This window comes from Azospirillum sp. FG154 (genome assembly GCF_057809575.1).
This window is the reverse complement of the sequence record NZ_JBMDKF010000004.1, coordinates 256,916-279,976: the sequence shown is the minus strand read 5'-3', so window position 1 is coordinate 279,976 and position 23,061 is coordinate 256,916. Positions and strand designations below refer to the sequence as shown.

At 63.2% G+C, this 23,061-nt stretch carries 21 protein-coding genes and 1 pseudogene; 8 read left to right on the top strand and 14 right to left on the bottom strand.

Going from position 1 to position 23,061, the window contains the following annotated elements; genetic code table 11:
* Positions 1-206: 206 nt before the first annotated feature.
* Both ACODS4_RS07240 and ACODS4_RS07235 read right to left on the bottom strand, forming a co-directional pair.
* Complete coding sequence (locus ACODS4_RS07240; RefSeq protein ID WP_488862154.1) at positions 207-698, bottom strand: hypothetical protein; 492 nt, start codon at positions 696-698, stop codon at positions 207-209.
* The gene (locus ACODS4_RS07235; protein WP_488862152.1) at positions 695-2,473 is read right to left on the bottom strand and encodes an NERD domain-containing protein; all 1,779 of its coding nucleotides are present in this window, start codon (positions 2,471-2,473) and stop codon (positions 695-697) included. The genes ACODS4_RS07240 and ACODS4_RS07235 overlap by 4 nt, the downstream gene beginning before the upstream one ends.
* 126 nt (positions 2,474-2,599) lie before the next feature.
* Here ACODS4_RS07235 and ACODS4_RS07230 point away from each other — a divergent pair, with 126 nt between their 5' ends.
* Positions 2,600-2,725: a hypothetical protein gene (locus ACODS4_RS07230; RefSeq protein WP_488862150.1), complete on the top strand. Its 126-nt coding sequence runs from the start codon at positions 2,600-2,602 to the stop codon at positions 2,723-2,725.
* Between the two features lie 312 nt (positions 2,726-3,037).
* Positions 3,038-6,358, top strand: coding sequence for a DEAD/DEAH box helicase (locus ACODS4_RS07225; protein WP_488862148.1), 3,321 nt, complete (start codon positions 3,038-3,040; stop codon positions 6,356-6,358).
* An 83-nt stretch (positions 6,359-6,441) separates the two neighbouring features.
* Here ACODS4_RS07225 and ACODS4_RS07220 read toward each other — a convergent pair whose 3' ends face one another.
* Together ACODS4_RS07220 and ACODS4_RS07215 are read right to left on the bottom strand one after the other, a co-directional pair.
* Positions 6,442-6,681: a hypothetical protein gene (locus ACODS4_RS07220; RefSeq protein WP_488862159.1), complete on the bottom strand. Its 240-nt coding sequence runs from the start codon at positions 6,679-6,681 to the stop codon at positions 6,442-6,444.
* Positions 6,638-7,635 (bottom strand): annotated as a pseudogene (locus ACODS4_RS07215) (IS3 family transposase); the annotation flags it as partial. The gene ACODS4_RS07220 and the pseudogene ACODS4_RS07215, both read right to left, overlap by 44 nt.
* 155 nt (positions 7,636-7,790) lie before the next feature.
* On the opposite strand from ACODS4_RS07215, the gene qhpR reads away from it, so the two are divergent.
* The 4 genes from qhpR (at position 7,791) to ACODS4_RS07195 (ending at position 12,484) form a co-directional block, all read left to right on the top strand.
* Complete coding sequence (gene qhpR / locus ACODS4_RS07210) at positions 7,791-8,864, top strand: AraC-like transcriptional regulator QhpR (protein ID WP_488862146.1); 1,074 nt, start codon at positions 7,791-7,793, stop codon at positions 8,862-8,864.
* A gap of 619 nt (positions 8,865-9,483) precedes the next feature.
* Positions 9,484-10,623, top strand: coding sequence for an ornithine cyclodeaminase family protein (locus tag ACODS4_RS07205; protein WP_488862144.1), 1,140 nt, complete (start codon positions 9,484-9,486; stop codon positions 10,621-10,623).
* Positions 10,624-10,698: 75 nt separating this feature from the next.
* On the top strand, positions 10,699-11,121 hold the full coding sequence (locus ACODS4_RS07200) for a Rid family hydrolase (protein WP_488862142.1): 423 nt from the start codon (positions 10,699-10,701) through the stop codon (positions 11,119-11,121).
* A gap of 46 nt (positions 11,122-11,167) precedes the next feature.
* Positions 11,168-12,484: an NAD(P)/FAD-dependent oxidoreductase gene (locus tag ACODS4_RS07195; protein WP_488862140.1), complete on the top strand. Its 1,317-nt coding sequence runs from the start codon at positions 11,168-11,170 to the stop codon at positions 12,482-12,484.
* Positions 12,485-12,892: 408 nt separating this feature from the next.
* Here the strand turns inward: ACODS4_RS07195 and ACODS4_RS07190 are convergent, their stop codons facing one another.
* From ACODS4_RS07190 to ACODS4_RS07170, 5 genes are all read right to left on the bottom strand, one after another.
* The gene (locus ACODS4_RS07190; protein WP_488862138.1) at positions 12,893-13,765 is read right to left on the bottom strand and encodes a LysR family transcriptional regulator; all 873 of its coding nucleotides are present in this window, start codon (positions 13,763-13,765) and stop codon (positions 12,893-12,895) included.
* A 243-nt stretch (positions 13,766-14,008) separates the two neighbouring features.
* Positions 14,009-14,941, bottom strand: coding sequence for a dioxygenase family protein (locus tag ACODS4_RS07185; protein ID WP_488862136.1), 933 nt, complete (start codon positions 14,939-14,941; stop codon positions 14,009-14,011).
* A gap of 49 nt (positions 14,942-14,990) precedes the next feature.
* The gene (gene catC, locus ACODS4_RS07180; RefSeq protein ID WP_488862134.1) at positions 14,991-15,281 is read right to left on the bottom strand and encodes a muconolactone Delta-isomerase; all 291 of its coding nucleotides are present in this window, start codon (positions 15,279-15,281) and stop codon (positions 14,991-14,993) included.
* Between the two features lie 4 nt (positions 15,282-15,285).
* The gene (locus ACODS4_RS07175; RefSeq protein ID WP_488862132.1) at positions 15,286-16,449 is read right to left on the bottom strand and encodes a muconate/chloromuconate family cycloisomerase; all 1,164 of its coding nucleotides are present in this window, start codon (positions 16,447-16,449) and stop codon (positions 15,286-15,288) included.
* A gap of 248 nt (positions 16,450-16,697) precedes the next feature.
* Complete coding sequence (locus tag ACODS4_RS07170) at positions 16,698-18,071, bottom strand: alginate export family protein (protein WP_488862130.1); 1,374 nt, start codon at positions 18,069-18,071, stop codon at positions 16,698-16,700.
* A gap of 305 nt (positions 18,072-18,376) precedes the next feature.
* Here ACODS4_RS07170 and ACODS4_RS07165 point away from each other — a divergent pair, with 305 nt between their 5' ends.
* The gene (locus ACODS4_RS07165; RefSeq protein ID WP_488862128.1) at positions 18,377-18,553 is read left to right on the top strand and encodes a hypothetical protein; all 177 of its coding nucleotides are present in this window, start codon (positions 18,377-18,379) and stop codon (positions 18,551-18,553) included.
* A 104-nt stretch (positions 18,554-18,657) separates the two neighbouring features.
* Positions 18,658-19,044 carry a MarR family winged helix-turn-helix transcriptional regulator gene (locus tag ACODS4_RS07160; RefSeq protein WP_488862126.1) on the top strand — a complete coding sequence of 129 codons (387 nt, stop codon included), beginning with the start codon at positions 18,658-18,660 and terminating at the stop codon, positions 19,042-19,044.
* Positions 19,045-19,050: 6 nt separating this feature from the next.
* Here ACODS4_RS07160 and ACODS4_RS07155 read toward each other — a convergent pair whose 3' ends face one another.
* The 5 genes from ACODS4_RS07155 to ACODS4_RS07135 are packed head-to-tail and all read right to left on the bottom strand — an operon-like array spanning position 19,051 to position 23,060.
* Positions 19,051-19,566, bottom strand: coding sequence for a flavin reductase (locus ACODS4_RS07155; RefSeq protein WP_488862124.1), 516 nt, complete (start codon positions 19,564-19,566; stop codon positions 19,051-19,053).
* An 11-nt stretch (positions 19,567-19,577) separates the two neighbouring features.
* The gene (locus ACODS4_RS07150; RefSeq protein WP_488862122.1) at positions 19,578-20,549 is read right to left on the bottom strand and encodes a PDR/VanB family oxidoreductase; all 972 of its coding nucleotides are present in this window, start codon (positions 20,547-20,549) and stop codon (positions 19,578-19,580) included.
* Positions 20,546-21,307 (bottom strand): SDR family NAD(P)-dependent oxidoreductase, encoded by a 762-nt coding sequence (locus ACODS4_RS07145; protein ID WP_488862120.1) that lies wholly within the window; start codon positions 21,305-21,307, stop codon positions 20,546-20,548. Before ACODS4_RS07145 ends, ACODS4_RS07150 begins: the two co-directional genes overlap by 4 nt.
* The gene (locus ACODS4_RS07140; RefSeq protein ID WP_488862118.1) at positions 21,307-21,801 is read right to left on the bottom strand and encodes an aromatic-ring-hydroxylating dioxygenase subunit beta; all 495 of its coding nucleotides are present in this window, start codon (positions 21,799-21,801) and stop codon (positions 21,307-21,309) included. Before ACODS4_RS07140 ends, ACODS4_RS07145 begins: the two co-directional genes overlap by 1 nt.
* Positions 21,798-23,060: an aromatic ring-hydroxylating oxygenase subunit alpha gene (locus ACODS4_RS07135; protein ID WP_488862116.1), complete on the bottom strand. Its 1,263-nt coding sequence runs from the start codon at positions 23,058-23,060 to the stop codon at positions 21,798-21,800. The genes ACODS4_RS07140 and ACODS4_RS07135 overlap by 4 nt, the downstream gene beginning before the upstream one ends.
* Position 23,061: the final 1 nt, after the last annotated feature.

The window sequence follows — 23,061 nt, the reverse complement described above, 5'->3', positions numbered from 1 at the left end:
GCAACCAAATCATAAAGCCCCTGAAAGCAAACCGCTTTCAGGGGCTTTTTGCTGTTCGGAATCGGCCTCATCCCGGTCGCTGCCGGAATCAAATCGGAATCATTTGGGCGGAAAGTCCCGCGCGCTTTGGCGTAGGGCTCTGGCGTAGAGTGCCGAGGCGTGGACGGGGGAATCCGCTTCGGAGAGGGGAGAGCGGCGGGTCTGGATCAGCGACTCGCCAGCCAGTCACACAGCTTCGACCAGCGCCGACCCTCGTCTGAGGTCCGCGCGCGACGCTCTTCTTTGTTGAGCGCGTGGGCGCTCATGCCCGCCGCATGCATCAGTCCTAGCCGCAAATGATGTGCTGCTCTTTGCCAGAGGCGGTTGAGGATGCTCGGCAATACGGTTCCGAGCGAGTGAGCATCGCGGTCGGAATACTTGTTCAACTCGACCAGTAAACCGACTTGGCCCGGGCTCAGGGTTTCAGAACACAAGCGCCCAAGCAGGTTCGCGCTCGCCGCTACCTTCGGCCCATTATAGAGGTGACCGCTATGAAGAGGGCTGCTGATCTGGCTGAGAGCGATCTTAGGTTCTCCGCACCATATGTAACTCACTGCATAGAGGCCGCTGCGCAGGGCTACCTTCTTTTCTCTCGCTTCACCAAACAATCTGTTACGTTCTTCGTCGAGCCGTTCATCCATTTTGCCGATCAGGCTCAACACGTCATCAAGGCGCCGCCCCGCCACAAGTTCGTGTGGAATCGCCGCATATTCGCCCAGAGCTGCGCGTCAGGTCCGCACTGACCGGCAAGGCAGGCTCGAATAACCCGTGCATCCGATAGATTGGAGAGCACCCTGCGCCGAAAGCTATCGTCGTCGATCGCTCCCAGGACGAACGGCTTCATCTCGAGATGCTGCGGCAGGCGCAACGCGGCGACCACTGCATCGGGATCGTCGCCCGCACGCCGGATGATGGCTTCGGCGGCAAATATGTTCAGGAACATCTCGTGACTGAAGCTCACCCGGTCAGCGCGCGTGTCCAGGATGTTCGCGCTCTGAAGCGCGCTTAACAGGACGCCCGATATGCCCTCGCGATCCAACAACCGGTCAAGCTCCCGAACCGACAGGCTGAAACTAATGCGCTCTGTCATCATCCTGGCGATCCGCGATAAGACTCGGATGCCGTCGGAGGCGACTGTGCCGAGCCGCTCGCGCACATATGCATCGAAAAGGCCGTACTTACTGGTTCCGACCGGCAGGTGCCGCCCGAGCTGCCCGATCATGCGGGCTTCAAGGCCGCTGCCCACACTGCCGAGCAGTTCCGAGAGCGCATCGATAGACACGCCGACGGCGGCCTGCTGAGCAATTGCCCGTTTAGTTCTCATGTCCGGCACCTGCACGGCGTAGGTACGTGCGGGCAAAAGGTCATCGCGTTCAAGCATTATCCTGCTCGATATCACCGCAGTGGCGTCATATCGCCATACCGCCGCTGCGATGCTTCGTGTGAGGCGCTGCCGCTCCGATGGTGTACACTCGTTGTATCCGTCGATCACGAGTACGAGGCCGCGACCGAGCTGCCGCGCAGCGGATATCACCGCCTCCGCCGATCGCGCGTCGAGCAGCGTCACCTCGCGATTGGCCACATCGCGCAAATTTCCCTCGAAGTCCTTTGCCGGAACGACGATCGGCACGTCCCCATGGCCCAATGCAGCGAGGGCGATTGCATAAGACAGAAGACTCTTTCCGCAGCCTGACTCGCCGGTCAGCAAGGCATTGCCGTCCCGCGCCGCTTGTTCCAGCACAGTATCCGAGGAAAGTGTTTCGCCATCACACACGCATGACAGCGGGATCATCGCCGAAGCGGGCGGCCCATAAGTGCGCGTAAACGCCTTGGCGTAAGCCGTGAGCAGCCGTTCGGCGTCAAGTAACTTAGGGATCAAGGCTGCATCGATTGAAGGAACAGCGATAAAGCGATGATGAGCCGCAAAGCAACGCCACCGGTCTATGGACCAGCCGCAGCGCTTCACGGAAGCAATCCGATCCGATAAATCATCAAGACCGCCCACAGAAACCTTGAAGTCACCCGTCGGAATTTCTGAAGAGGCCGGAATAGCCGGGACAAATATCAGGGCGGCATCGGGATATGGAGTATCGATTCCGGCAAACGCCACCATTGCATCCCGAAGCGCCAGCTTTTCATTCAGGGCCTGGGCATAGGCGTTGGGAATATCTTTCCACCGGCCGGACGTGAGACGGACCTGCCAGTCGCCGTTCTCGCTCCCGCGCACGGTCGACGAGAGTGCCTTCGATTCGACGACCAAGACGCCTTGGTTGAGACCGATCACGAGATCAATCTGCCGACCGCTGAGATTCACATTGGCCAGGACAACCGCCGGGATATCTTGTGCTGAAAGGAACTCAACGGCGCGTGCCAGGGTCGCTCGTTCGGATGCGTGCTCTATAGGCGCACCAATGAATATATTGATGGAGGCCAATCTGGGCTCCGGAACGCCATGGGGGCTTCGGGTTTGGTCCGATTATGCGCCAAGGGCCAGTGTGGCGCCCACCAGAGATTTTAGGTTGCTCGTCCGTCCATTCCACGTCGCCGATGAGTGGAAATCATGATGCGCTCGGGGCATGGCCTTGTCGTCTACTGTGACCGGCTGTTCGCCATGGGGGGCGAAAGCGGCATCCTGGTCGGCGGCGTGCCGCGTCAGGCCAATGTGTTCGGGCAGATGAAGAGCTAAGACCCGGCGACCGACACATAGCAGCACCACGCGCTGATGCCGACCCCACGCCATGCGCTGACTGTATTTTCGTGGTCGGCGGCGCGGTGCAGTCCGCCGCGCATGAGGCCTTCACGCCTGACCGGCCACAGCAGATCGGTTTGCGTGAGTTGGCGTGGCGCTGGAGGCGGCCGGAGTTGTATTCCTAGAGACCCTAGTGCAGTCTGCCGGACACGGTGAACATCCCGAACACGCGGCGATGTTCTGCATCGCCAAGCGTCCACGCCGTATACTGTTCACCGACAGTCATAGGGTCACACTGGGTTCTGTTCCATGCCATCCACGCCCAATCCGGTTGCTCTGCTGAATGCCTGGCTGGCGCTGGAGGCGCTGCAGCCACAGACATTCCCGGAGCAGGACGACCTGATCAGCGACGAGCCGCCGCGCCGGAAGCGTGGCGAGCCCCGCAAGACGCCGCCCCGCCTGCTGCTGCCGTTCGACGTCAGCTCCGGCCAGATGCCCTGGGACAGCCCGGCGGGTGACCGGGTGGGGTTGAAGCTCTCCGACGAGGAGACCATCCGCTGGTACCTGCCGGTGGCCTTTGCCAAGGTGAAGCCGGCGGTCGAACTGCTGGTCAGGAACGTCGAGCCGGATGGTCCGGAGCGGGAGCAGGCGTCGGGGGTCGCCGTGCTGGCGTTGGCTTCCTTCGATGAACGGGGCTTCCCGTCGTCCAAGGTGCTGCTGTCCAGTTTCGGTTGGGCCTGCGGCGAGGTTCTGGCCGGTCGGATATCCGGCTTGCACCGGTATCTGGACGTCCAGGACGACCTGTGCCGGGAGATCGGTGACGCGCTGATCGAACGCGCCGAGGACGGCTGCCAGATTCCGACGACCAGGCGCGGGTTCGTCCTCGGTATGACCGCGCTGGAGCGGTGCCTGAACCTGCCGAAGGAGGTGCTCGAGCGACCCCGGGTCGCCATCCGCGTCATCGGGGACGGCGAGAAGGAACCGGTCGACATCATCAACAGCTTCTTCCTCCGCGACCTGCATCGCATCCGCACCGTCGTGCAGGCCGGTGGAGGTGGGCCGATGCTGAAAACCTATCTCGGGAGCCGACCGCCGCCGCACCGCCGCGACGTGCTGGCCGACAAGGCGCTGCTGGAGGATCTGCTGGCGCCGCGCCGGCTGCCCTTGGCCCGCTGGCCGACTCCCAAACCCGCCAAGCTGGTGACGTTGCAGCAGGCGGCGGTGAACGCCGCCATGCGCGATCTGGCGGATGGCGGGATGCTCTCCATCAATGGGCCGCCCGGCACGGGCAAGACGACGCTGCTGCGCGACGTCGTCGCCGCCGTGATCCTCGACCGCGCCGACGCGCTGCTCGGGTTCAAAGACCCGGCGTCCGCCTTTTCGCCTGCCGACCTTGTCGCCGAAGGTGGCCGCCGACAGACGCTTTACAGGCTGGACGCCGGGTTGCGGAGGCGCGGCATCGTGGTCGCCTCCTCGAACAACGCCGCCGTGCGGAACGTCAGCGCCGAATTGCCTCTCGCCGGAACGGTGTCTCCGGATGTCGCCGTGCGCCATTTCCCCGGCACCGCCGATGCCGTTCACGGCAAGGCGGGGAGTTGCTGGGGGCTCATTGCCGCAGTGCTCGGCAACATGGCCAACCGCACGGAATTCGTCGAGGATGCTTGGTGGCATCCGGATTGGGGGTTGGAAAAGTATCTCGCCGCAGTGACCGGGCGGATGAAGCGCGACCGTGCGGGCGATCCGCCCCCGACGATCGTCGAGGTCGAAGCGCCGCCGCAGAGCAAGGCGGCGGCCATGGAGCGCTGGCGGCAGGCTTGCCTTGACTACCGGGAGAAGCGGGCGTTGGCCGCCGGCATGCAGGCGTTGCGCGAGCAGATCCGCACGGCGCTGTGGACGGCGGCCTCGGTCCAGCAGGCCATGGACGATGCCCATGCGGCGCACCGTGCCGCGGCCGAGGATGCGGACAAGGCACGGGAAACCCGCCGCGCTGCGGAACTGGCGCTGGCGCGGCTCGACGCCGCCGTCGCCGATGCGCGCCGTCTGCTTGACGGCAACACCGCCCTCCAGCCGGTTCCTGTTTTTCGCTGGCTGGGCCTGGATGCCCGCTGGCGGCAACGGCAGGAGGGGGCGATGGACCTTCTGCGGCGCATGCTGGCCGACCAGGAGACGGCCCGAACCGAACTGTTTGCCGCTGGGACCCGGATGGAGACGGCGGACGCGCGGGCAAGAGCGGCCGAGGCCGTACTGACGGCCAGCCGGGAACGATGGGCGCAGTTGCGTGACCTGGAGGCCCGCTGTCCGGAGGTCTGCGCCGGCACCCATCTCGGGCCGTCGTTCTGGAGCGGTTCCCACAAGGCCATTCACACCGCCAGCGCTTGGGCGGACCCTGATTTTACCGCAGCGCGGGATGAGATGTTCGCCGCTGCGATGCGGCTGCACCGCGCGTTCATCGACGCCGCCGCCGGACCGATGAAGTCGAACCTCGGGCTGATGATGGATCACCTCAAGGGCAAACGCACGCCGTCCGGCGCCGATGCCCATCTTGGCGATCTGTGGGACAGCTTCTTCCTGATGGTCCCGCTCGTGTCGACGACCTTCGCTTCGTTAGACCGGCTGATGGACGGGGTGGGTGAGGGAGCGATTGGCTGGCTTATCGTCGACGAAGCCGGTCAGGCGACACCGCAGGCGGCGGTTGGCGCCGTGTGGCGGTCGCAATGCGCGCTCATCATCGGTGATCCGCTGCAGATCGAACCAGTGTCGAAGGTTCCCACGGGGCTCGTCCGGGCGGTCTGCGCCAGCTACGGGGCGCACCCCGACCTGTGGGCGGCGCCGCGGGCGTCGGCCCAGACTCTCGCCGATGCCGTCAGTCCGCTGATGGCCCGCATGGGCGCTGGCGCCGATATCCGGGAGATCGGCCTTCCGCTTCTCGTGCACCGCCGCTGCCAGGACCCGATGTTCTCGATCTCGAACGAGATCGCCTATGGCGGATTGATGGTGCATGCGGCGGGAGATCCGGCGTCCCCCCTCGTCGACGCCCTGTCGCCGTGGCTTGCCGGCAGCGCCTGGATCGACGTCCGCTCCAACGCCGAGAAATGGAGCAAGGCGGAAGGCGACGCAATCGTCGATCTCCTGCGGAAGTTGAGCGTCCGGGGCATCCGGAAGCCCAGCCTGTACATCATTTCCCCCTTCCGGGCCGTGGCGGACAAGCTCAGGAGCTTCGTGCTGAAGAGCGGCGTCCTCGACGAGTTGGGCATCGAGGGAAAGAAGCCGAAGGAGGATTGGGGGAGGGCGCACATCGGGACGGTCCACACCTTCCAGGGCAAGGAGGCGGAGGCCGTGCTGCTGGTCCTGGGGGCCTCGGCGGAGACCAGCCGCGGATCGCGGACCTGGGCGGGCGGGACGCCGAACATCCTGAATGTCGCCGCCACACGGGCGAAAAAGGTGATGTACGTCGTCGGCTCTCACGCCGCCTGGGCCAGCACTGGGGTGTTCGCCGTCGCGGCCGCAGCACTCCCCGTCGTGTCTTGGCCGTTCGACCTGAGTGAACCTCCCGGTGAAGGCGATGAGCTGTCCATTGAATTGGAAGGCGTTTCCGGCGAGGAGGAAGGCGCCTTGTCATTGGCGGAATGAGGTGCTCGCCTGCGGCCAACGTAGAGGTGTGCCGATGATGGGAATGCGGCATGGTGGCCGCGCCTTCTGTCGGGAGGTTGACATCACCCTTGCAGGGATTGGATCAGCATTCCCCAGAACAACTCTGCGGCGCCTTCGACGGTGAGCTTCGCATCGCGGTTGGCTCCCACGCACGAAGCCATTGCCGTCGGCCTGAGGTGGAGGCTCTGGCTGTCTGCGTCTACCGAGACGCTTTCGTTCCAGGGGTTGTCGCTGCCGGTGTCGTTGTGGGCGAAGAGGATGTCGCCGCACAGGATTATAGAACCCGTCGATGTAACGTCCAATGGCGATTTCCCTTTCCGCTCATTGATATGACAAAGCCGCCATCCTTCAGTACTTTCTGATAATCCGCAGAGCAATATTGGCTCCCACGATCCGAGTGATGAACAACGTCTTTCGGGGGACGGCGCAAGGCGATGGCTCTTTGCAGCGCGCTTATCGCCAAATCTTTCTTCATTCGGTCGCTCGTGGCCCAACCGATGATGCGGCGCGAATGCAGATCCACCACGATGGCGAGATACAGCCAGCCTTCGGCGGTCCAGATGTAGGAAATGTCGGCTCCCCATTTTTGATTTGGCGCGGCGGCGCTGAAATCCTGATCCAGAACATTCGGCGCGACCGGGCCGCCATGGTCGCTGTCGGTCGTCTTCTTGTATCGTCGTTTTTGCAGCGCTTTCATGCCGTTGTCCCGCATCAGGCAGGCGATCCGATGGCGACCGCCGCTCACACCGTCAGCCTTCAACTCAGCATGTATTCGGGGGGAGCCGTAGGTTTCATGCGATAGAGAAAAATGGTTTCGGACATGAGCGAGCAAGATCATGCCGTCATACTAACGACGACTGGGCTGGCGACGCTTCCAAGCATAATATCCACTCATGCTGACCCTAGAAGACGGCAGCCGCGATGTTCGGGTGTTTCAGCCTTCTTCGCGTCGATGGCTTCATAAATCATCGACTTGTTTCCTTAATGAAGAAGCCTGCCGCGTTTTTTAAGAAATACCGTTCCTGACGGAGAATTTTATTCTTAAGCCGAAGCCACGTCAGTTCCTTTTGCACGTCATCATGAGGACCAGACAGAACATCGGCCTCTTTGAATTGGGTTTTTCACCGCGTCAGCGTCGACTTGCCGATCCCCAGATCACCAGCCACCTGCGCCACAGTCCGACCGCTCGTCTCGGTCAACCGCACCGCCTCACGCTTGAACTCTTCCGTAACTTTCCGCTGTTTGGGTGTGCTCATGGAGGCCTCCTGATCCGCCTTGTCGTCTCAGAAGGCTCTCCACTTTTCCAGGGCAACTCCAAAACCTGCGGACCCTCTGTTTTGCAGGTTTTCCGTGACGCCGGGGTCTCTGAATTTGATAATCAAGGTCCAACGCCTTCCGCTGGACCCGAACGATGCCGAAGAACGCGCCTCTTGGCGAGGAACCCAAGATTTGGGCGATGGTGACGCAAAGCCTGATCGACGCGTTGAAGGCTCGCGGCTGCGCGCCTGACACGGTGCTCGACCGTTTTGGCATGTCGGAGGCGACGCCGCGAGACCCTTACCGCGACATTCCCCTGCGCCACTATGTGGCGGCTTTCGAGGCGGCGGCGGCCTCGGTCGGGGACAGCAATTTTGGTTTGTCCATCGCGCGCAATCTGTCGCCCCTGACCCTTGGTCCGGTCGGTCTGCTGTTCACCAGCGCCCCCACATTGGGCGCGGCGCTCAAGGGGTTCATCGACCACAATTGGTTGGTGCAACAGGGCACGACCTGCCGCATGACGCGCGACGGCGACACGTCCGTTTTCCGCTATCGCATTGAAGACAAGAGGATTTTTCCCCGACGTCACGATGCGGAATTCTCGTTGGCCATCGTGGTGGAGATGATGCGCACGCGGGCTGGCGCCGCCTGGCGTCCGCTGGAGGTGCATTTCGAGCATGCGGCGCCCGCCAACCTGCAAACCCACAACGCCTTTTTCAAAGCCCCGCTGTATTTCAACCAACCGGCCAACGAGTTGATCTTTCCGGTCGGCGATCTGGCGCTGTCCGGCAACGGGGGCGATCATCGGGTCTACGGCATTGTCGAACATTATCTGGGAATGCTCCGCGAACGGTCGGCCCCCACGCGGTCGCTGGACGACAAGGTTCGCCGCATGGCCTCCGACCATTTTCCCGGCGACGGCTGTTTCAACATGATGGCGACGGCGCAATCGCTGGGTTTGTCAGCGAGCACGTTGCAGCGCTCGCTGCGCAAGTCCGGCGGCAGTTTCTCATCCATCAAGCAGGACAAGCGGCGCGCGCTGACGGAAAATTATCTGGTCGATTCCGATCTTTCGATAACCGAAATCGCCCATGTCCTTGGGTACGCGGACGGCGCCTGCTTCACCCGCGCCTGCCGCCGTTGGTTTGGCATGACCCCGTCAATGTACCGCAAGCAGCGGAAAAACGCGCCGCCGACGGACGACGTAGAGCCGACAGCAGCCTCTTGAGCGGCGCGCAGGCCCGTTCCGCACGCCGCGCCAAAACGACGACGGTCGATCCAAAGCGCGTTCTCCCAGCCATGACGGTCGAACGCCAGCGGCCAGCCGAAACTCCCAAACGCCCCGTCACGGCGCGCCGATTGCGGTCCTGCGCGGCGCCACAACGCTGAGTTCCCACCCCACAGGCAGGATGCGGCGTCGATTGACCGCAAACCGACACAAAATCAGCATGTGACTTGAAATATCAAAAATTTGACCGATTCGATCAAGCAGTTTAAGGCCATTTCGCAAATGTTGATTGGGTGGTTCCTCTGTCGGCAAGGGCAGCAATGAACCCACGCTGAACAGATCGCCAGGAAGAACGATGGGCGCGAGGCCATGAAAAAAGATCGATAAACCATAGCACTCTCAGATTACGCTATGTAATTATCCATATAATATTTAAAAATTACTGAACATTGTTGGGTATTTTATTAAAGATATGAATGGTGAAAAGGCGAGTTATTAATAAAACTGTTTTCAGTGTTTGGCAATTTTCTGAAATGCGCACCCTCTTGAGTCCCCGCTCCCGTCGCTTTTCGGCGCGGCGGTTCCGCTCAATTCCATCCCATCAGGAAAGACAATCGCGATGAGTGAGCTGCCCAAGATCGATTTCCTCTATCTCTCGGAACAGGACATGGTCAAAGCGGGCGTGACCGACATGGCCGCCTGCGTGGACACGATGGAGGATATGTTTGTCCTGCTTCACACCGGCGATTACCGGATGGCGGGCGCGAACAACGATTCCCATGGCGCCATGGTCGTGTTCCCGGAAAACTCGCCGTTTCCGACCATGCCGAAGCCCACGGCGGACCGGCGCTTCATGGCGATGCCCGCCTATCTGGGGGGCAAATACGGCACTGCGGGCATGAAATGGTACGGCTCCAACATCGCGAACCGCGAAAAAGGCCTGCCGCGCTCGATCCTGATGTTCACGCTGAACGACGCCGACACCGGCGCGCCTCTGGCCCACATGTCGGCGAACCTGCTCTCCGCCTACCGGACGGGCGCGGTCCCCGGCGTCGGCGCGCGGCATCTGGCCCGCAGGGACTCCAAGGTGGTCGGGATTTATGGTCCCGGCGTCATGGCCAAAACCTCTCTGGCCGCCTTCATGGCGACCTGTCCAAAGATCGACACGGTGAAGGTTCAGGGACGCGGGCAAAAGAGCCTCGACAGCTTCATCAACTGGACGAAGGAAACCTACCCGCAGATCACCACGATCGAGATCGTCCATGACATCGAACAGATCGTCCGCGATTCCGACATCGTGACCTACTGCGCGTCCGGCGAGACGGGCGACGTCTCCAAATACCCGGTCGTGAAACGGGCCTGGGTCAAGCCCGGCGCCTTCCTGTCGATGCCAGCCTCCTGCGAGATCGACGCGGGCATGGAACAGGCCGACGTCCGCAAGGTGATGGACAACATCGGCCTCTATGAGGCGTGGTTCGAGGAGCTGCCCAAGCCCGCGCACGTCCATGTTCCGGTGATTGGCGTACGCTTCATGGACATGATCCATGAAGGCAAAATGACCCGTGACGACCTGGAAGACCTTGGCGCGATCTGCGCTGGCGACAAGCCGGGACGCCGGAATGACGCGGAGATCATCATCCTGTCCGTCGGGGGCATGCCCGTCGAAGATGTGGCGTGGGGCACGGTTGTTTATCGGAACGCCGTCGCCAAAGGCATTGGCGTCACATTGAATCTTTGGGACACCCCGGTTCTGCGCTGATCCCCGAAGGCGCGCGCCCTTCCCGTTCCCAGACGGCCCAACCCGTCTGTCCCTGGTCATGGAAAGACAGTCAAAATGGCGAAAATCGTCAAGCTTAAAACCGGCGCGAAGCTGGAAGAGATCAGCAGCTACTCGCGCATCGTCATGGTTGACGAGTGGATCTTCGTGTCCAACACGGCCGGTCGCAACCCGGAAACCAAGGAGATCCCCGCAGACACGATTGCGCAAACCCACCAGGTGTTCGACAACATCGAACGCGCGCTCAAGGCGGTGAACTCCAGCCTGGCCGACGTGATTTCGACCCGGGTGTTCATTCAGAATCCCGAAGACACGCCGACGGTCATGGGCATCTTCGGTGAAAAATTCCGCAACGTCGATCCCACCACGACGGTCACATGCCCGCCCCTGGGATCCACCGTCTACAAGGTGGAGATCGAGGTCACGGCCTACCGAGGCGGCGGCCAAGCGGACGTGGAGCGCGTCACCCTGTCGCTTTGACCGCTCTCCCCCGCCTCCCGCCCCACCCTCATCAAGGACACACGCCATGGCCCCGGTCATCTCCCCCGTTCAGACATCCCAGGTCATGCCCAAATCCACGACCGTCGTCGTGATTGGCGGCGGCATCGTCGGCCTGATGACGGCGCTCAGCCTGATCGAACGCGGCGTTCCGGTTGTGGTGCTGGAAAAGGGGCGGTTGGCGGGGGAACAATCGTCCCGCAATCTCGGCTGGGTGCGCAAGACGTCCCGCTCCCCCGCCGATCTGCCGATGGCCCTGGAATCGGATCGCCTCTGGAGCGGCATGGCCGCGCGCGTCGGAGAGGATGTGGGCTATCGGCAGGCGGGGATCATGTTCCTCTCCAGAACCGAAGCCGAGCTTGACGTTCACCGCCGCTGGATGAAAGCGACGCAAGCCCTGTCGCTGGACTCCCGGCTCGTCACGCCCAAAGAGATCGACCAGCTCGTTCCGGGCGGAGCCGGGCGCTGGGTGGGGGGCGTTTACACCCCGTCCGACGGTCGCGCCGAACCCACCCTCGCCTCCAGCGCCATCGCCCGGGCCGCCATGGCGAAGGGGGCCGTCATCCTGGAAAACTGCGCCGTCCGCACGCTGTCCCTGTCCGGCGGCACGGTGAGCGGCGTGGTGACGGAAAAGGGGGAAATCGCTTGCGAGCAGGTGGTGCTCGCGGGCGGCCTGTGGTCGCGCCGCTTTCTCGGCAACCTGGGCGTCTTCCTTCCCACCCTGCCGCTGGAATGCTACGCGATCCGCACCGCGCCGATGGACGGCCCGACGGAGATCGCGGTCGGCGGGCCGGATTTCTCCTTCCGCAAGCGCGCGGACGGCGGCTTCACCATCTGCCAGCGCGGGGCCGTCGGTTCTCCTCTGGTCCTCGATCACGCGCTGCTGGGCATGCGGTATCTGCCGATGTTCCGGGAAGGGCGGAGTCAGTTGCGCATCAGCTTCGGCAAAGAGTTCTTTGAGGATTTGAGCTTGGCGCGCCGATGGAGCGCTTCCAGCGCGACCCCCTTTGAAAAGGTGCGGACCATGGATCCGCGCGTGAACCATGGCGTCAACGCTGAAGCGATGGACAATGTCCGGGCCGCCTGGCCCGTCTTCGCCGCCGCCAAGATCGAACAGGTCTGGGGCGGCACGATGGACATCACCCCGGATTCCCTGCCGGTGATCGATCATGTTCCGACGATTCCCGGCCTGATCGTGGCCAGCGGCTTCTCAGGCCATGGCTTCGGCACCGCCCCCGCCGCCGGCCAGCTCGCCGCTGACCTCGTGACCGGGGGCAAACCCATTGTGGAGCCGTCTCCCTACCGGCAGGGCAATCGCTTGAAATTCCGTTGTCCGCCTGAGTGATGGCTTTTCGCAAGTGGTCGTCATCCCAAGCGGCTGTTTTTCGGCGGACTTCCAGGCTTGCCTTGTCTGGAAGTTTGCCCGAAGCCTTGAACGTGAAGGTTCGTCGGCGTATTATTAGTAAACTGGATGAATGTTAAATCTCTGACCCAATTCAGAAGACTATGCATTATTCATTTCTACGGAATGATCTGTAAATATTTCTAGTTTTTCAAATATAGATGCCATTTTTCTGTTTTCGCAAAAAGGCTACGTTGCAACCAATCTTCCGTGGCGTGTGGCGGTGAAAGCAATCGGGAATTTCAAAGACGGTTTGCGTCGGCCGCAAGTTTATAAAACAGGCAGTCTGCCCAAACATCAGACAGAGCGCTTGATCTTGGCCGACGCGCTCGCGGCGGAGCGCTTGTGGCTCTACTCGGTCAGCATGGCGAGCAGGGCGTTGGTCGCTTCGTTGTCGTCCCCGGCGCGGGTGCTGACGATCATCGGCGAGGTGACTTGCGGTTCGGCGATGGGGCGATAGATCAGGTCGGCGCGCGAACCGGACGCCGGTTTCGGCACAAGGCACAGGCCGACGCCGCAGGCGACCAACCCCAGCGCGGTTTGCAACTCCCCCGCTTCGATCACGGCGCTTGGCAGCAGATCAAGGTCGCGGAACATCGCCAGCACTTGATCGGCGTAGCTGGGCCTTGGCTTGCGCGGGTAGATCAACAGGGGTTCCCGGGTCAGGGCGGCCATGGACACCGGCCCAATCTCTTGCGCCAGGGGGGAATCGCAGGACACCGCGACGACCAACGGTTCGTGGCGCAGCACGCGCTGTTGGATGCCGGGTTCCTGAAAGGACAGCCGACCGAAACCGACGGCGATGCGGCGGTCGTGCAGCGCCGGCAATTGCTCCAGCGTGGTCATTTCAATCAGCCGCACGTCCAGATCGGGCCGCGTCGCGCGGAACCGGCGCACCGCCCGAGGCAAGGAGCCGTAGATGGTCGAGCCGACGAAGCCGATGGGGTAGGAGGTGCGGCGCGAGCCGCCCAGCGTCCGCAGCCCCACATGAATTTCATCGACCCGGTCGAGCACCTGCACCGCGTGTTCAAACAGCAATCGGCCCGCTTCGGTCAACTCCAAGGGGCGAGATCCCCGCACCAGCAGCTCCGCGCCGAGTTCTTCCTCAAGCTGGCGGATTTGGCGGCTCAGCGGTGGTTGGGCGATGTGCAGGCGGTCGGCGGCGCGGGTGAAGTTGCGCTCCGTCGCCACCATTCGGAAGTAACGCAGATGGCGCAATTCCATGGCTCGCATGCTCCTGGGCGGCGGGGAGGGTTGCATGGTGAACGGCGCCGGGTTTGTTGGCGGCTGTAGTTCGTGAGGCCACGCGGCGACGCGCATGGCCTCACGGTCGGCATGATAACGTTGCTTGGCCTGCGCTGGTGGAACATTTCCGATGGGTTCGAGCCAGCGTCTGTCGTTGGATCCGTCGCCCGACGCGAGGGTGGCGTATTCGACGGCTTCCGCGCGGAGGTCAGTTGAAACGGGTCAGGCGGAAACGCGGGGGCGTTCGACCAGATCGGTCGGCAAGCCGTCGCGGGCTTCGACGAGGCGGAAATCGAAGGTGATTTCGGCGAAGGGGCGATCCACCCCACGGGCCTCCAACGCCGCCGGATCGCTGACATGGCGGACGTCGGGAACCAAGCCGTCGCGGGTGGCGAAGGCGAAATCATCGTCGATCAGCGGATCGCCCTGGATGTTGATCTGCGTCGTCAGTTTGCGGTAGCCCGGCGCGCTGACGAAGAAATGGATGTGCGCGGGGCGCGCGCCATGACGGCCCAACAGATCCAGCAGCAGCAGCGTGCGGCTGCCCGGCGGGCAGGCGTAGCCCGACGGCATGATCGAGCGGAAGGCGTAACGCCCGTCCGCGCCGGTGTGGATCGTGCCTCGGTTGTTGAAGGGGGTCTGCGCGCTGTCGAAGATCGAGTAATTCCCCTTGGAATCCGCGTGCCAGACCTCGACCACCGCGTGGGGGATCGGCTTGCCGGTTCCGTCGCGCACGACGCCGGACATGAACAGCGGTTCGGATTCGACGTCCAGGCCGTCGTCGATCCGGGCCTCGCCCTCATGCGCGCCGTCATATACGGGGGCGCCGACCACATGCAGCGGGCCTTCGATGGTGCGCGGCGTGCCGTGTTCGTTCAGACCGGCGGCGGCTTCGCGCTCCTCGATCAGCAGGTCAAGGAAATGCTCAAAGCCCAGACCCGGCGCCAGCAAGCCCGCTTCGTTGCTTTTGCCCAGTTCGGTCAGATAGTTGCACGCCGCCCAAAACTCGTCGGGGGTGACGTCGAACGCGCTCATGGTGTGGAAAAGATCGCGCACGATGCGGTCGACGATCGCCTTGACGCGGGGGTTCGGCGTCTTGCCGGGCGTGGTCTGGGCGAAGCGCGTCAACAGCGCGTCGATGTCTTTGGCCTGCATGGGAGTCTCCCTGGTGATTTGGTTGTTCGTTGTGTGGCGGTGTGAAGGATCAGACGTCGCCGTCGCGCACTGAGGATGGATGACGGCACAGCGGCGTCACCGCGATGTCCATGTAGGGGAACAGCGGCAGGCCGAGCAGAAGCTCGTGCAGTTCGGCGTTGTCGGCGACGTCGAAGACGCTGACGTTGGCGTAGGCCCCGGCGACGCGCCACAGATGGCGCCATTTGCCGCTGCGTTGCAGGTCGGCGGCGATGGCCTTTTCGCGCGCCTTCAGATCCGTGGCGGCGTCCACCGGCATGTCGGCGGGCAGGCGCACGGTCATCGTCACATGGAACAGCATGGGATCAGTCTCCCGTTTGGGTGATGGCGCGCGTGGTGTGGACGCTGCGCGGACGGTCGCGGCGCAGGGCGTCGAGGTGGTCGGGGTCGATGTCCACGCCGATGCCCGGCCCATCCGGCACGACCAGCGCGAAATCCTCGTAGCGCAGGGGCGTGGTCAGGATCTCGTCGGTGAACAGCAGAGGGCCGAAGAGTTCGGTTCCCCAGTCGAGCCGGGGCAGGGTGGCGAAGAGTTGGGCCGCCGCCGCCGTGCCGACCCCGGTTTCGATCATGGTGCCGCCGTAAAGGCCGATCCCGGCGGCTTCGGCGATGGCCGCGACCTTCGCCGCCGGACCGACGCCGCCCGACTGGGAGAGCTTGACCGAAAACACGTCGGCCCCCGCCGCCGCCGCGACGCGGAACGCGTCGTCCGGGCCGCGCAGAATCTCGTCGGCCATCACGGCGATTGGAAAATCCTGCGTCAGTTGGGCCAACGCCGCCAGATGCTGGCGGCGCACCGGCTGTTCCACCAGATCGGCGCCCACGTCGGCCAACGCCGCCAAACCGCGCCGAGCCTCGGTGACGCTCCAGGCTTGGTTGACGTCCACCCGGACGCTGGCGCGGTCGCCCAACGCGCGCTTGATCGCCGCGATGTGGGCGATGTCGTCGGCCAGCGCGCGCTTGCCGATCTTCAGCTTGAAGATGTTGTGGCGGCGGACGTCGAGCAGTTGTTCGGCCTCGGCGACGTCGAGATCGGATTGCCCGCTGGCCAGCGTCCAGGCGCAGGGCAGCCGATCGCGCAGCCGCCCGCCGAACAGGTGGGCCAACGGCACGCCCAGCCGCCGGGCCGCCGCGTCCTGAAGCGCGGTTTCCACCGCGCATTTGGCCGTGTTGTTGCCCTGGACGAAGGCCCCGATCCGCGCCATCGCCGCGCCAACCCGGTCGGCGTCCAGCCCGATCAGCAGCGGCGTCATGTAGGCGTCAATGGCCAGCGCCATGCCCTCGACGGATTCCTCGCCATAGCTCAGACCGCCGATGGTCGCCCCTTCGCCCCAGCCGACGACGCCGTCGGACGCGGTGACGCGGACGATCACCATCGATTGCATTTTCATCGTCGCCATCGCCAGGACATGCTGTCGGATGGTCGGCAGATCCAAAATGAAGGTCTCGACCCGCTCGATTTTCGTCACGCGAACATCCCCGATCACATCATTGTGTTGCCGGATGATCGCTGAAAACAATGATTTCGGTCCAAGACCGATTGGATCAAAACTTCATACCTAATGGGTATCATGGTTGGGTGATGACGGCGCGGCGAGGCCGACGCGGCCTCTGTCTGGAAACCGGGTCAAAAAAAGTGGAGACCCAACCGATTGGCGAGGTCTCCACAGTGGAGGGATCTGGATGGAGCCAGAAGGATGGAAGGATCAGGACAGGATCAGTAGGTGAGGGTCGCCATCACCTCGAACACGGCGCTGTCCTTGTTGCCGCCCAGGAACTGCTTGCCGCCGTCGCCAGCGAAGAAGCGCCCGCCCACGCCGCTGATAAGCAGATTTGGGGTCGCGGCCCAATCGACGATCAGGTTGATCTCGTTGCCGACATGGCTGTTGGTGACGCCAACCGGCTTTTGGTCAAAGCGGAAATCATAGAGCAGGGCGGTCAGCGTCACCTCTTCCGTTGGCTGCGCCGCGAGTTGGATGGTGTTGACCTTCACGTTGCTGTTGGAGGTGGGGAAATATTCACCGTTGATTTCCCCCTGCAACCAGGCGCCCCAACGCGGGAAGGCCAAGTGCAGCGAATCGAACGCCTCGCTTTTGCTCGTGGAGGCTTTGTCGCCGCTGAATTGGCTGTAGCGATAGCCAAGGCGCGGCGTCCACGGAAGATCGGCCAGGGTGTAGCCCACCTCGCCGTACCAGGCCGAGGCGTCCAGTTTGGTCGCGGCGCGGGTGTTGCGCTCGTTCACATACTCCGCCGACAAGGTCAGGTTCGGAACCTGCGGAATGGCGACGCCGATGGCGCGCGCGTTGTAAATGTCCATGCCCTTGCGCGTGGCCAACTTGGACTCGTTGATCCGCATGTAGGCGGCGCCGATCGAAGTTTTGCCCTCCGGTCCGCCGCGCCACTCCAGATTGGCGCCGTAAATCACGTCGGTGTTGCTGTTCTTGTCGCTTTTCAGGCGAAAAAAATCGGCGTGGATCGGTTCGACGTCAAAGCGGGCCACCGCTGTGCCGGTGTTCCATCCCCGGCGCGGACCAAGCCAGGACGCGCCAAGCCGGTTGGAGTCAAACGTGCCGTCGCCGATGATGAAGCCATCGCCAATCACGAAATTCTGGCGGCCATAGCTGACGTCGATGGCGTTTTCGCCCAAGCTGGGAAACAGATTGGCCGACTTCCAGCCGACATAGAGAGTGTCGAAGTCCGTGCGGGCCTGACGGCCCTGGACAAAGCCGGCGGCGTCGCCGTCGCCAGCGGTGCCGCTGCTGATGACCCGGACGCCGGAGTAGAAAGCGCCAACGGCGTCCGTGGTGACGGTGAGCTTGGCGCTGGGCGCGATGTAGCCCTCCGCCCAATTGCGGTCTTTCTGCGTCGTGCCGTCGGGCTTGACCACCCCGGCGCCAAGATTGGCGTTTGACACGCTGACCGCGCCAATCCCGGCAACCAGCCCGCCTTCAAACTTAACGCCATTCTCATCATGGAGCGTGACGTCGGCGTGGGCCGCCGCCGTCATGGCGAGCAGCGCGGTTCCGGTGAGGGCGAGGGACGTGAACAGGCGCGCGCGAGTCTGCGGCGCTCCGCGCTGAGCGTTGCACATAAGGCGTTCTCCGTTGTGATGTCGTCGTAGGGTCTGTGCGATGCCAGCGATTGATCGTTTTTTCCCAGGCCGATGTGACGGAACTGGACGGGGGCTGATTCGGCTTGGCCCATCTCAGTTTCGCGGGAAAGGCGCGCCATCTGGGAATCTATCTTCAGATCACCAAACATTATGGACGATGATATAATAATAATTCCGATAGTTCTTTTGCTAATCGGTGATATTTCTTTTTAAATTCTGAAAAACAATTTATCACGCGGCGAAAAAATAATCTTGATTGTTCAATTGACGGGTTTGTTCACAGAATGAAGCGGAATCTCCTGTTAATTTTGCTGGGCAATGCCGGAGCCAGCGGTCTTGTGACCGCGCTCCTTTTCGTTTATTCAGCCAACCATTGCGCGTGGTCGCGCCGCGCGCGGTCTGACAGCGCGCTGGAGGCCTTGCCGTTGAAGGCGCTTTTTCTGACAAAGGGCATCGCATGACCAGTTCTGATCCACGGCTGACACCCGAAGCCCTCGACGCCGACACGGACAGATTTTCCCGAAAGCGCATGCGGCGCGACTGGCCCTTCTATTGGATTTCGCGCGTGAACGCGCGGTACGTGCAGGTGCTGGAGCAACGGTTGAAGCCGATCAATCTGGACATGCCGCGCTGGCGGGTCTTGATGTCCTTGCACGAGGATGAGCATCTGAGCGTGTCGCAAATCGCCGAGTTCAGCGTTTTGAAGCTGAACACGGCCACGAAGATCGTGCAAAGAATGCTGGCCGACGGGTTGGTCGTCACGCGGACCAGTCCGGCTGACGCGCGCGCGACCGAGGTCAGCCTGACGCCCTATGGCGACCGGATGCGTCAACTCGCCATGGCGGAGGCGGACAGCATCCTGGCCGGTTCCTTTCTCGACATCGCGCCGAACGACATCGCCACCCTCAACGGCCTGCTCCAGAAGGTTTTCAACCAACTGGGGGAGATATGACGGGGATCATCCCGTCGCCTTCAGCGTGTGGAAATCGCGCCCAAACCAGATCAAGCCTTCGCTGGGGCCGTCGCTGAGCGCGGTGGATTGAACCTCGCAAAACAGGACGGTGTGGGTGCCTTTGCGCTGATGATCGACGATCTGGCAGTCGAAGGACGCCGACGCGTCGGACAGCGCCGGGGCGCCGGTGCCGCCCCGAACCCAGTTCCCCTTGGCGAAACGATCCTCGCCGGTCCAGCGGGCGAAGGCGCGGGACAAGTCCGCGTGGTTGCTGTTCAGCACGTTGACGCACAGGACGCCGTTTTGCAAAAACGCGTCGTGGGAAAAGGCGTTGCTGTTGACGCAGACGAGCAGGGTGGGCGGGCTGTCCGTCACCGAACACACGGCGGACACGGTCAACCCGTGGCGACCGGCGGGGCCGTCGGTGGTGACGAGATTCACGGCGGCGCCCAGACGGCTCATGCCGCTGCGAAAGGCCAACGCTTCGGGCGGCAGGGGTTGGGGAGCGGCGGGGGTGGTCATGGCGTCTCCTTTCAAATGTCCAGAATCAGCGTCTTTGATTGGGCGCGCGAGCAGCAGACGCACAGCATCGAGCCTTCCTTGCGTTCGTCGTCCGTCAGGAACTGGTCGCGGTGGTCCGGCGTTCCTTCCAGAATGTCGGTCACGCAGGTGCCGCACACGCCCTCTTCACACTTGACCGTGATGGACACGCCGACGCGGGCCAACGCCTTGGCGATGGTCTCCTGCGGGCCGACGGTCACGGTGACGCCGGAGCGCCGCGCCGTGACCTCGAAGCTGTCGCCCGAAACATCGACCTCGGCGGAGAAATACTCGCGGTGCACGTTGGCGGGCGCGTGGCCCGCCGTGGTCGCCGTTCCGATCACCCAATCCATGAAGCCTTGTGGGCCGCACACGTAGAGATGGGTGTCGGCGTCCGGCGGCGGCAGGTCGCGGGCAAGATCAAGCCGTTGCGCCGGATCCTGATCGTCGTGGTGGAACACCACCCGATCCGCCCAGGGGGCGACGGCGATCACGTCGCGGAACGCGGTCGCCCCTTCCGATCGCGTGCAGTAATGCACCACGAAGTCACGGCGCAAGCGGTGCAGCCGCTGCGCCATGGCGAGCATCGGGGTGATCCCGATGCCGCCGCCGAACAGGACGGTTTTGCGGGCCTCCTCAACCAGGGCGAAATGGTTGCGCGGGCCATCGATGGTGAACCGCGCGCCGACGACGGCCAGCCGATGGACCGCTTCGGACCCGCCCCGGCTTTGCGGCGCGCGCAAGACGCCGATTTCATAATGATCGTCGCGGGCCGGATCGGAGCAGAGCGAATATTGCCGCCACAGATCCAGATCGCCGTCTTGCAGCCGCAGGTCGATGTGCGCGCCCGCCGTGAAGGCGGGCAGGCGCGCGCCATCCGACGCGGCGAGCGTCACCCGCAGGACGTTGCCCGGCTCTTCGATCCGTTCGGTGACAGTCAGGGTTTGCTTGGGCGTGTCGTTCATCGCATGTAGATCCCCCCATTGACGTCCCAGCAGGCCCCGGTGACGAAGCCGGAGTCCGGCTTGGCCAGAAGCGTGACGAGATCGGCGACGAAGTCAGGGTTGCCCAGCGTTCCAACCGGGATTCCGGCCAACGCCGTCGGCAGCCGGTCGGGGGTGAGCACCGCGCGAACCGCCGGGGTGTCCATCGGTCCCGGCGCGATGGCGTTGCAGGTGACGCCGAACGGGGCCAGATCGCGGGCGAAGACCTTGGTCAGGGTCAGAATGGCCCCCTTCGAGGCGGCGTAATGCGCGCCGGTGGCGGTGCCGCCATTCTGTCCGGCCAAGGACGCCATGTTGATGAGGCGGCCATAGCCGCGCTGTTTGAAATGGCGGCCAAAGATCTGGCACCCGGCGAAGGTTCCCCCGACGTTGGTCGCCATCACGGCGTTGAACTCGTCAAGCCCGATGTCCAACACCGGCTTCACCACGGTGCGGGCGGCGTTGTTGACGAGAACCTCGACGCTTCCCCAGCGTTCGACGCAGCGATCCAGGACTCGTTGAAAATCCTCGGACTTGGACACGTCCAGCGTGGCCGCCGTGGCGGTCTCCCCGGCCAGATCCAGTTCCTGCGCCAACTGTTCGGCGGGGCCGGACGCCAGATCGGTGATGACGACGCGGAAGCCCGCGCGGTGCAGCGCCCGGACGGTGAGCGCGCCCAGGCCGCTCGCCCCGCCCGTCACCACAGCCGTCTGAAGGGTTTCAGGACGCGGGGCGGCCATCAGAACAGATAGCTGAACGCCGTCAGCTCCCCATCCGAATTCAGCAGACGCGCCACCTTGTGGCGGATGCGCAGAGCGCCGTCGACCCGCGCCAGCGTGTAGGTGAGATTCGCCGCGTAGACGCGTTGACGACCGAACTTGCTTTCCACGACATGTTCGGCGCAGCGCAGGACGATCTCCTCCTCCGTCACGCTGTGCAGGACAAAGCGCGAAACGGTGCGGACGGTGTCGGCGGGGGGCGCGGAGGAGATGGAGAAGCCCTGTTGGAAACGCTCGATCCGCAGCTTGCGCATCTTGGCGTCGTCGTAACAGACGTTCACCTGGTCCTCGTAATTCTCGCCGGGGGCTATCGGGACGACGTAGCGGCCGTCGGTGGTCCACAGCGCCAGCCAGGCGTCGTACTCGCAACGGTCCAGAATGTCGGCTTCGCGCCAGACGAACTCAGCCAACTCTTGCAGGCTGACGCTTGTGGTGTTTGTGGTCATCGCGCTCATTGGCTCATCATCCTCTTCCACATTTGGTAGGCGGCGCGCATGCCGGTTTCCGCGCTGAGATGCCCGCGCGGGCCATCGACGCCCGGCACTTCGTCCACCAATCCACGGTTCACCAAAATCGGCAGTTCCTTGCCGCCCAGCGTGCCGCGCTGAACGCGCTCCCAAACCTCGGAGTCGTCCGGGGTGCCGAAGCCCATCGGACCTTGGAAATGCTCCTGCAAGCGCATTCGCATCCGGTTGGCGGCGACGGGGCCGCCGTCCATGCCCAGGCAGACATGGCGGATCGCGGTGTCCCGGACGCTGAGCGGCCGCAGGACGCGGAAGAAGGACAGTGACAGCGAGACGTTTGGAAACAGGTTCAGATTGAAGCCAGCCCCGCCGGTGGCGCGCACGATCCGGCGCACCTTGTCGTCGCTCAATCCCTCGTCGCGCAGGGCCTGCGCCAGCTCCTGGTACCGTTCGGGGATCGGCTCGTCGAGGTTTTCCTCAAGGTCGATCAGTTCGGGGATCATGACCGCCACGGAATGGCCGTTGCCCAGATCCTCGACGAAGCCCGCCTTGTCAAAGAAGGAGAAGGTGTTGGTGGCTTCCGCGTCCAGCGTTTGGATGAAGGATTTGTGGACCACCGGGAAGTGGTAGGCGTCCGTCGTGTTTTCGAGCTGGATCTTCCAGTTCATCGGCACGGTGAATTGATGTTCGCCCAGAACCTTGACCGGATAGCCGCCGCCCTGCTTCATGAACAGGTCGATCCATTTTTTCGCCGCGCCAAGGTGATCGACCAGCGGTTCGATGTCGTTGTCGAGCGTGGCGAAGATCATGTTCTGGTAGGATTCGGCGCGCAGGGCCTTCATCCCCAGCGTCGCCTTGTCGAAATCCGCGCCATATTGTTCGGGGTAGGGAACGGCGCGCAGGGAGCCATCCAGCCCATAGCCCCAGCCATGATACGGGCATTGGAACGACGAGGTCTTGCCCTTCTTCACCTCGCACACCGTGGCGGCGCGGTGACGGCAGCGGTTGACCAGGACGTTGATGTCGCCCTTGCGGTCGCGCACGACGATCACCGGCTGGCGGCCAACCCAGGACAGGATGAAGGAGCCTTTTTCCGGCACTTCCGAACCATGGGCGACAAACACCCAGGTGTGTCCGAAGATCTTCTCCATCTCCTCTTCAAAAAGGGCCGGATCTTCGTACAAGGGGGTTTGCACCCGATCATGCTCAACAAGATCTTCCGGTCGAACCGGAGCGTGGGCGACGGACATG